Origin of the sequence: Myxococcus sp. AM009 (genome assembly GCF_013372605.1) — a bacterium.
GTDB lineage: Bacteria > Myxococcota > Myxococcia > Myxococcales > Myxococcaceae > Myxococcus > Myxococcus vastator.
This window is the reverse complement of record NZ_JABXEP010000230.1, coordinates 1-8,623: the sequence shown is the minus strand read 5'-3', so window position 1 is coordinate 8,623 and position 8,623 is coordinate 1. Positions and strand designations below refer to the sequence as shown.

At 72.9% G+C, this 8,623-nt stretch carries 7 protein-coding genes; 3 read left to right on the top strand and 4 right to left on the bottom strand.

Annotated features, from left to right (window positions below):
* Positions 1–43 precede the first annotated feature (43 nt).
* Positions 44–526, bottom strand: coding sequence for a transcriptional regulator (locus HV824_RS33275; RefSeq protein ID WP_176415628.1), 483 nt, complete (start codon positions 524–526; stop codon positions 44–46).
* A 231-nt stretch (positions 527–757) separates the two neighbouring features.
* On the opposite strand from HV824_RS33275, the gene HV824_RS33270 reads away from it, so the two are divergent.
* Entirely contained in the window at positions 758–1,771 is a 1,014-nt protein-coding gene (locus HV824_RS33270; protein WP_368670830.1) for a lipid kinase, read from the top strand.
* Positions 1,772–1,850: 79 nt separating this feature from the next.
* Positions 1,851–4,697, top strand: coding sequence for a carboxypeptidase regulatory-like domain-containing protein (locus HV824_RS33265; RefSeq protein ID WP_176425065.1), 2,847 nt, complete (start codon positions 1,851–1,853; stop codon positions 4,695–4,697).
* A gap of 6 nt (positions 4,698–4,703) precedes the next feature.
* Here HV824_RS33265 and hrcA read toward each other — a convergent pair whose 3' ends face one another.
* The gene (hrcA, locus tag HV824_RS33260) at positions 4,704–5,735 is read right to left on the bottom strand and encodes a heat-inducible transcriptional repressor HrcA (RefSeq protein ID WP_176415626.1); all 1,032 of its coding nucleotides are present in this window, start codon (positions 5,733–5,735) and stop codon (positions 4,704–4,706) included.
* A gap of 234 nt (positions 5,736–5,969) precedes the next feature.
* On the opposite strand from hrcA, the gene yedA reads away from it, so the two are divergent.
* A complete protein-coding gene (gene yedA / locus HV824_RS33255) occupies positions 5,970–6,953 on the top strand; it encodes a drug/metabolite exporter YedA (RefSeq protein ID WP_176425064.1) in 984 nt (327 codons plus the stop codon).
* Positions 6,954–6,956: 3 nt separating this feature from the next.
* On the opposite strand, the gene HV824_RS33250 is transcribed toward yedA, so the two are convergent.
* Entirely contained in the window at positions 6,957–7,862 is a 906-nt protein-coding gene (locus tag HV824_RS33250; RefSeq protein WP_176425063.1) for an NADP-dependent oxidoreductase, read from the bottom strand.
* 125 nt (positions 7,863–7,987) lie between these two features.
* Positions 7,988–8,623 (bottom strand): hypothetical protein (locus tag HV824_RS36960; protein ID WP_217917954.1); only part of this gene is annotated, 636 nt, incomplete at its 5' end.

The following is an 8,623-nucleotide window of genomic DNA, read 5'->3' as shown; positions in this document are numbered from 1 at the left end:
CTTCCCCACCCCTCAAGAGGGATGGGGAAGCGGCGGCGGCGTGCTAGCCGCGGGGACGGCCGCGCGAGCCGCGGCTGCCAGCACCACGCCGCGTGCCGCTCCGGGACTTGGTGGCAGGCCGCTTCGCGGTGGTGGTGCGACGGGCGGTGGCGCGGCGGGCCGCGGTGCCCTTGGCGGCGGTGGCCTTGGACCCCGAACGCGTGGCCTGGACAGCGGGCTTGCGCGTGCGGCCCGTGGCGGCGGTGGCGCGGCGGCGGGTGCCTGCGCGCTTCGCGGCGGTGGCCTTGCCTCCCTTGCGGCCCGCCTTGCGCGCGTTCTTCCGCGCCAGGGGACGGCTGCGCGCGACCTTGGCCTTGCTGCCCGAGCCGCCCTTCTTCATCCCACCGCCCGTGAGCTTGTTCACGGTGGCCCAGGCCCGGGTCTCGGCCGTCTCGTCGGCGACGCCGCGCTTCTCGTAGCCCTCTTCAATGTGTTCGGCCATCCGCTTCTGCTTCGGCGTGTACTTCGCCTTGCTTCCTCGTGCCATGCGACTTGCTCTCCAGGCCTGACTGACACCTGCATGGGGCCAGCACCAGCGCAGAGGTGAGCAGTCACCCACCCATCCGGAAGCGCGCAGCCGGATGGACCTGTTCAACCGGCGACGCACGCATGCACGCCCCCATGGCACCCGACACCGGGAATGCACCGGGGCACGGGGCGACTCGCAAGGAGGAAGCGCGCACGCGCGCCGCCTCGCGTCCCGCTGGCGGGACGCCTCGTGCGTGCACAGATTGGCGTGCGACACGAAAGAGGAGGCACCCTGGAACCCGCCCTCATCAAGCCCCCATGCAGGCCCGTCCTGGATGACGGCCCCGCGGTGTTGGTGGTGAACACGCGCTCGCGCTCAGGGCGTGAGGCCTTCGAGGCCGCCAGGGAAACACTCGTGGCGCGGGGGGTCTCCATCGTCGAATGCCACGCGCTGTCCCGGGCGAACCGGTTGGACGCGATGGTGGAGCGGATGGTGGCGCTGGGCACCCGCCGCCTCATCGTGGGAGGAGGCGACGGCACCCTGAGCCGCGCGGTGGCCCAGCTGCTGGGCCGCGACGTGACGCTGGGCGTCCTCCCGCTGGGCACTGGCAATGACTTCGCGCGCTCGCTGGGAATCCCAGCCGACATCGAAGCCGCCTGTGACGTCATCGCCCAGGGCTACACGGCCCGCGTGGACGTGGGCCTGGCCAATGGGCGCCCCTTCCTCAACGCGGCCAGCCTGGGGCTGGCCACCGGCATCGCCAGGCGGCTGACGAAGCGGCTGAAGCAGCGCGCGGGCAAGCTGGCCTACCCCGTGGCGGCCGCCGCGGAGATAAAGGACCTGCGGCCCTTCCACATCCGGATGAAGGCGGATGACCAGGAGCTGGCGCTGGACGTGCTGCAACTGGTGGTGGGCAACGGCCTCTACCATGGCGCCGGCAACATGGTGGCGCCCGACGCCCGGCTGGATGACCGGCGGCTGGACATCTACGCCATCGCCGCGCCCTCCGCCGCGTCGGGGAACGAAGGCACCGGCCTGGGGCAGCTCCAGGACATCGCCACGCTGATGCGCGTGGCCCTGTCCCTGCGCTCGGGCGAGCACGTGGAGCACCCCGCCGTCACCGCCCTGCGCGCCGCGCGGCTCTACGTGGAGGCCGACCCCGTCCAGGAGGTGAACGCGGACGGCGAGCTCGTGGGCAAGACGCCCATGCGCTTCGAGGTGGCCCCCGCGGCCCTGCGCGTCTACGCACCCGCACCCTCCTGAAGTTTCGGTTCACCGCCAGGCTGGCCTACACTGTAGGCCGCCGCGACGGCGACGGCCGGACGCGGGGGAGGCCGAGCCCGTGCGCCATCGAATCCCCTTCTTGATTGCCTCGTGCCTGGCCATCGCGGCCGTGCTGCTGCTGTGGTTCCGCATGCCCGTCCCCGCGGTGCCCGCCGCGCGCCCGGAGCCCGCGGCGTTGACCGCGCCAGCGGCCGTCACCAACGGCGCCCCGCCGCGCGCCAGCACGCCGCCCACCCCCAGGTTGGAGACCGCCCCCGGCGCCGAGCTGGGCGCCTTCGTGGTGCGCGTGGTGGACGCCCAGGGCCCCGTGACGGGGGCGCGCGTGCGCGCCTACCTGCGCGTGGGCGCGGACGGCACCAGGGCCACGCCGTGGCGCCGCGCGGGTGAAGGCACCACGGCGGACGGCGGCGTGTTGCGCCTGCCCGCCGCGCCCGGCGACTACCTGCTGTCCGCGCACGCCCCGGGCCACGGCCCCGGGCGGCTGGAGGCCACGCGGCCGCTCGGCGCAGTGGAGACGGCCGTCGAGCTGCGCCTGCCCGACGGCGTGACGCTGCGGGGGCGCACCGTGGCGGAGGGGCGCGAGGAGCCGGTGCCGCTCGCCGCGCTGACGCTGCGGCCCTACCCCGGGACGCCCACGGCCTGGGCGGCCCCCGCCGGCTTGCCGGAAGAAGCGGCGGAGACGACGAGTGACGCCCAGGGCCGCTTCGCCTTCACGCAGCTGGCGCCCGGACGCTACGAGCTCACCGCCGAGGCGCCGGGCTTCAGCCGCCGCACCTTGCGCCTGCTCCAGGTGCCGCGGGCCGCGGAAGTCGTGGTGGGGCTCTGGGGCGCGAGCACCCTGGAGGGCTTCGTCGTCGACGCGAAGGGCCAGCCCGTCGCGGACGCGGAGGTGATGGCGGCGGGCGCCACCGCGCCGGTGCGCGTCACCACCGGGGAAGGCGGCGGCTTCGCGCTGGAGGTCAACGCCGGGACGTGGGTCGTGTCCGCGCGCCGAGGAGACCGGCTGGGCCGCGTGCAGGCGCCGCTGTCCGTCGCGCCGGGCGAGACGCTGCGCGGGCTCGTGGTGACGCTGGGCGCGGCCAGTGGCCTGACGGGCAGGGTGTCCACGGTGGAGGGCGCGCCGGTGCGCGGGGCTGTCCTGGTGGCGTCTCCCGCGGGCGGCCAGGGCGAGCTGGGCCGGGCCGCGTCCGCGGACGACGGCGGGTGGCGGATGGACGTGCCTCCCGGCGAGTACGACGTGACGGTGCGCGCCGCGGGGATGACGGGCCGCGTGTTCGAAGCGGTGGTGGTGAACCCGGGCGGCCACACGCCCCTGGACGTGCGGCTGGAGCCCGCGACGGCGGCGCTGGAAGGCCTGGTGGTGGACGCGGAGGGACGGCCCTTGGAAGGCGTGCAGGTGCGCGCCGAGCCGGAGTCCTTCTCTGGCGTGGCGCGCACGGCCCTCACCGACGCCGAGGGCGCCTGGCGGCTGGAGGGGCTGGAAGCGGGGCCCACCTCCGTGCGCGCGCGGCGCGAGGGCTCGCGGCGGTGGACGTCCCGCATGGAGACGCTGAAGGCCGGGGTCATCACCCGCGTGGACTTCACCCTGGCGGACTCCGGCTCCGTGTGGGGGCAGGTGACGCGCGCGTCGGGCGGGCCGCTGACCGAGCCCGCGCTGGTGCACGCCGTGCCTCGGGGCGGCTCGGGCACGGCCTCCACGGAGACGGACGCGCAGGGCCAGTTCCAGCTGGAACTGCCCGCGGGCGTGTACCAGTTGGTCGCGCTGCTCCACCAGACGCCCGCCATCTACTTCCACATGGAGAGCGACCCGTTCGTCACGGTGCCTTCGGGCGGCGCCGTGCGGCAGGACCTGCTGTTGAAGGAAGACTCGGTGTTGTCCGGCGTCGTGCTGGAGCCCTCCGGGGTGCCCAGCCCGCTGGCCATCGTTGCCGCCATCCAGGGCGGGGACTTCCCCATGACGCGCAAGGAGCGCGCGGACGAGTCGGGCCAGTTCACCCTGCCGCCGCGCCCCCAGGGCGCCAGTCCCCTGGAGCTGGTGGCCCACAACGCGGGGCGCGTGGGGCGCCTGTCCGCCGCGCACGAGGACCAGGCGCCGCTCACCGTGCGGCTGGAGCCCGCGGCCACCCTGCGCGGGCGCGTGGTGGCGGGCAGCGGCGCGGCGCCGGAGGGCTTCGTCCTGGAGCTGCTCGAGGCCGACGGTGAAGCCCTGCCCTGGGCCGGCGCCTGGCCCACCACGCGGCGCTTCACCGGCAGCACCTTCCTGCTGCCGGACGCGCCCGCCCAGGCGCTGAAGGTGACGGTGCGCACCGAGGACGGCCGCACGGGCGAAGCCCAGGTGACGCTGCGGCCCGGGGGCACGTCGGACGTGGAGGTGCCGCTCACCGGCGGCGTGGCGTCCATCTCCGGGCGCGCGGTGTGGAGCCGGGGTGGCGGCCCGGCGCCAGGGGTGGCGGTGTTCCTCGACAAGGCCGTGGGCGGGCGCCCGGACGCCTTCACCGGACAGGACGGACGCTTCCGCCTGAGCGACGTGCGCCCGGGCATCCACACCGTGCGGCTGCTGCCGCCAGAGGGGCGCGTGGAGACGCGCACCGTGAAGGTGGCCGAAGCGGAGGCCAGTGACGTCGGTGACGTCACGGTGTCCCCGCGCCGGGCCACGCCGGGCACGCTGGGCGCGGGCTTCAGCGAGGACCGGGGCCACGTCGCCTTCGCGTGGCTGACGCCGGACGGGCCCGCGGCGCGCGCGGGCGTGAACGTGGGGGACCGGCTGGTGGCGGTGGATGGCCAGGTGGTGCGCGACAGCACGGAGGCGGAGTCCCGCACCCGGGGCGCGCCCGGCACGCCCGTGCGGCTCCACGTCCGGCGCGCGAATGGAGAGCAGGAGGTGCTCGTCACCCGCGCGGAGTGAGGCCCGCTACACCTTGTCCAGCACGCGCGACAGCACCTGCGCGGTGAAGTTCACCAGCGGAATCACGCGCCGGTAGTCCATGCGCGTGGGGCCGATGACGCCCACCGTGCCCAGCACCTGCTCCTGGTTGCCGTAGGGGCTGGCGATGACGGTGACGTCGCCGGCCGCGGAGAAGTCGCTCTCCGCGCCGATGAAAATCTGCATCTCGTTGGCCACCTGCACGCGGTCCAACAGCGACAGCAGCTTGTGCTTCTCGTCCAGGGCCTTGAAGAGCGCGCGCATGCGCTCCACGTCCGCGAACTCCGGCTGCTCGAAGAAGGAGCCCGTGCCCTGGATGAGCACCCGCTCCGTGGACGCCAGGTCCGTGGCCGCCGCGCCCAGCTTCAGCGCCTTGGCCGTCAGCGCGTTGTAGAGCGCCTGCTCCTGGTCCATCTCCGCGCGGATGCGCTCGCGCGCCGACTCCAGCGGCACCTCCCGCAGCAGCTCCGACAGGTAGTTGCTCGCCTTGAGCAGCTCGTCGGAGGTGATGGGGAACTCCACGGTAATCGCCTTGTTGACCACCTGACCGCTCGGCCCCACCAGGATGGCGAGCACCCGGTCCTCGCGCAGCCGGACGAACTCGATGCGCCGGAACACCGCAGACTCCGGCCGCGGCGCCACCACCACGCCCGCGTGGCGCGTCAGCGAATGGAGGATGCGGCTGGCCTCGCCCAGCATCTCCGCCAGTTCGGCCTCGTGCGCGAGCCCCGCGTGGATGAACTCCCTGTCCCGCGGCGTCGGGTCCTTCAGCTTCACCAGCGTGTCCACGTAGAAGCGGTAGCCCTGGTCGGTGGGGACACGCCCGGCCGAGGTGTGGGGCTTCTCCAGGAAGCCCAGCTCCTCCAGGTCCGCCAGCACGTTGCGCATGGTGGCCGAGGACACCTCGAACCCCGACCTGCGGGTGAGCTGCTGACTGCCTACCGGCCCGCCCGTGGAGATGTACTCCTGGACGACCGCCCGGAGGACTTCCTTCTCACGCTCACCCAGCTCTTCGGACATCCCTGGCGCTCACTCCGGAGCCACCGGTGCGGCGGCACCTCCGCCCTGGCTCCCTGGGAAAGTCTAAGGAAGCGGCCCCGGGCATTCAATCCGTCAGCCGCAATGTCCTTACGGGTGGCCCGGCGCGCCATTCCCGACGCGGGCATTCCAGCCAGCCGGACGGCCGCCCCGCCGCACGAGCGCGCTGCCCGTCACTGTACTTCCCTGAAGAGGGCCCGGCTGTGAGGTGTGGCAATGCCCACATGGCCGGCGAAATTCGCCAGCGATAGAAGCCGCGCCGTGCTCGCCTCGCGTGCCGCGTCCCTCCCCGCTCCACCGACAGCCCCCGTCAGCCTGCCCTCCGGAGACGTCCTCCCCGGCGGCGCCCAGCGCGGGTGGCTCATCGCCAGCCTCCTGTCCCTCTACGTTATTTGGGGCTCCACCTATCTGGCCATCCGGTGGGCGCTGGAAGGCGGCATGCCGCCGTTCCAGATGTCGGGCGTGCGCTTCGTGCTCGCGGGCGCCCTGCTCTTCGCGGTGCTGTGGCTGCGCGGGGCGCCGGTGCCCACGGCCCGCCAGTGGGGCGCCAGCGCGCTGGTGGGCCTGTTGCTGCTGAGCGTGGGCAACGGCGGGCTCGTCTTCGCGCAGCAGTCGGTGCCGTCGGGTGTGGCGGCGCTGGTGGTGGGCAGCCTGCCGTTGTGGACGGCGCTCTTCGGTGGGCTCTTCGGTCAGTGGCCCGGGCGCGCGGAGCGCTGGGGACTGGCCGTCGGTTTCGGCGGCATCGTCCTGCTCAACCTGGGCAGGGACTTGGGCGGCGGTGTTCTTCCGACGCTGGCGCTGCTGGTGTCGCCCATGAGCTGGGCGCTGGGCTCGGTGTGGAGCCGCCGGCTGCCCATGCCGCGGGGGTTGATGTCCACCGCGGCGCAGATGCTGTGCGGTGGCGCCGTCATGCTGGGCTTCAGCCTGCTGATGGGGGAGCGCCTCACTGCGATGCCCACGCCCAAGGCGGTGCTCGCGTTCTTCTACCTCGTCGTCTTCGGCTCGCTGGTGGGCTACAGCGCCTATGGCTACCTGCTGCGCAACGCGCGCCCGGCACTGGCCACCAGCTACGCGTACGTCAACCCGGTGCTGGCGGTGTTCCTCGGCGGCCTGCTGGCCGGAGAGACGATGACGCCCACGGCCTGGCTGGCCATGGGCGCCATCCTGGGCGCGGTGGTGCTGCTGACGCGCAAGAAGTGACGCTCAGTTGACGAGCAGCACCTTGCCCACGCCGCCCTGCTCCGCGAGCTTCTGCGCTTCCTTCACCTGCTCCAGCGGGAAGCGCTTGCTGACGGGGATGACCAGGTCGCCCTTCGCCACGGCCTGTCCCAGCTGCGTCAGGCGGCGCGAGTCCGGGTGCGCGAGGATGGCGCGCACGGTGAGCTGGCGCCCCTTGGCCTCCGGCGGCTCACCCACGACGCTGCCCAGCGTGCCGCCGGGCTTCACCTTCTCCAGCACGCGGGCCACCACCTGGCCGCCCACGGTGTCCGCCACCGCGTCCAGCATGGGCAGCTTCGCGAACTCGTCCGAGACGTCGAGCGCGAAGACGCCGTCCACGCCCAGCTTCTGCGCCTCCGCCTTCTGGCTGGCGCGCACGCCGGCCAGCACCTTCGCGCCCCGCGCCTTCGCCGCGAAGACGGCGGCGCGGCCCACCGCCCCCATCGCGCCGATGATGAGCACCGTGTCCCCTTGCTTGGGGTTCACCGCCTCTTCCATCAATTGCACGCCGGTGAGCGTGACCAGGGGGAGCGCGGCGGCGTCCTTCAGGTCCATGGACTCGGGGACCTTCGCCCAGGCCTCCACGGGCGCGACGACCTTCTCCGCGTAGCCGGCGTTCACCACGCCCATGACGCGGTCGCCCGGCTTGAAGTCGGTGACGCCCGGGCCGACCTCGATGACCTCACCGGCCACGTCGCGCCCCAGGATGGTGGGGAACTGCACGGGCATCATCGCCTTCATGTCCCCGCGGCGAATCTTCCAGTCCACGGGGTTGATGCCCGCGGCGGTGACGCGGACCTTCACCTCGCCCGGCCCCACCTTCGGCTCGGGCATGTCTTGAATGGCGAGCGCGTCCACGTCTCCATAGGACTTGAGCACCACGGCTTTCATTGCGGGCCTCCCAACACGAATGAACTGACGTCGCGCGAAGGGTAGGCACCCATGGAGGCCGGCAAACGCGGCGCCTGCTCGGCCCTGCCTCCCCCGGGAAGGAGGCCCCGTCCCTGTCAGCCCACTCACTCGTTCAGTTGGACAAGCGTTACCCTGTTGGACCCGTACAACGAACTGTAGTTGGAGATCGCAATCACCGGCTTTCCAGAGCTCCCCACCGCCAACGTCGAAGGAGACACGGCGCCATCCGAGGAGATGTGGTCCGTCGCATACGAGCCCCGCCGGTGCCAGTACATGTAGACGCCGGAGGCCGAACCGCTGGTGTAACCCCCAGAGCTCACGGCAAACGTCACCATGATGTGCCCGTTGCCATCCACCGCGACGGAAGGCCAGCGGCGCTCCCGCGCATGGACCTGGGGCCCCGTCGCCATCACGACACGGAGGTCCCACGCCGAACCCACCCATTCAGCCACGACCACCTTCCGGTGGTAACCCAAGAAGTCGGCTTCAGCCCAGATCGCCACGGGCCGCCCATCCGGCAACGTGGCCAGCGCGGGCTCGGTCGCCTGCTCCCGAAGACCGTCCCAGGTTTCGTGGAGAAGCCGTCCTCCCCTTGCCTCCCAAGCCGAACCATTCCAGTAACGGACGTACAGCCCCGCGCCAACGGCCGAGGACTCGGCCTCCGCCCAGGCCAGAAATACGCCCCCGGAGCCATCCACGCTCAACGCGGGCGCATATGCCGAGACGGCGGCCCCCGGCCC